This is a genomic window from Arthrobacter sp. 10T419, assembly GCF_056394105.1.
Genome location: NZ_JBFTHF010000066.1, coordinates 1 through 389 on the forward strand (window position 1 = coordinate 1; position 389 = coordinate 389).

At 64.0% G+C, this 389-nt stretch carries 1 protein-coding gene; it reads left to right on the forward strand.

Features of this window, described 5'->3' with window-relative positions; genetic code table 11:
* Window positions 1-389: iron-containing redox enzyme family protein (locus AC1DBD_RS17900; protein WP_476982736.1), on the forward strand; the 389-nt coding region annotated here is incomplete at both ends.

Sequence of the window (389 nt, forward strand, 5' to 3'; positions counted from 1 at the left end):
ATATGTACGAGGAAGAGATTGGCGGCGACCGCCACACCGACCTGCTGATCCGCTTTGCCGAAGCCTGCGGCACCACCCGCGAGCGCGTGGTGGATGCGGACAACATGTCGCCGACCACGCGCGGCCTGCAAAGCTGGTGCTACGCCGTGGCCATGCGCGAAGACCCGGTGGTGGCCGTGGCCGGCCTGGTCGTAGGCCTGGAGTCGCAGGTGCCGTCGATCTACCGCAAGCAGACCCCCACGCTGCGCGAGAAGTACGGCTTCACGGACGAGGAAGTCGAATTCTTCGACCTACACATCGTCTCCGACGAGATCCACGGCGAACGCGGCTATCAGATCGTGCTCGAGCACGCCAATACGCCGGAATTGCAGCAGCGTTGCCTGAAGATC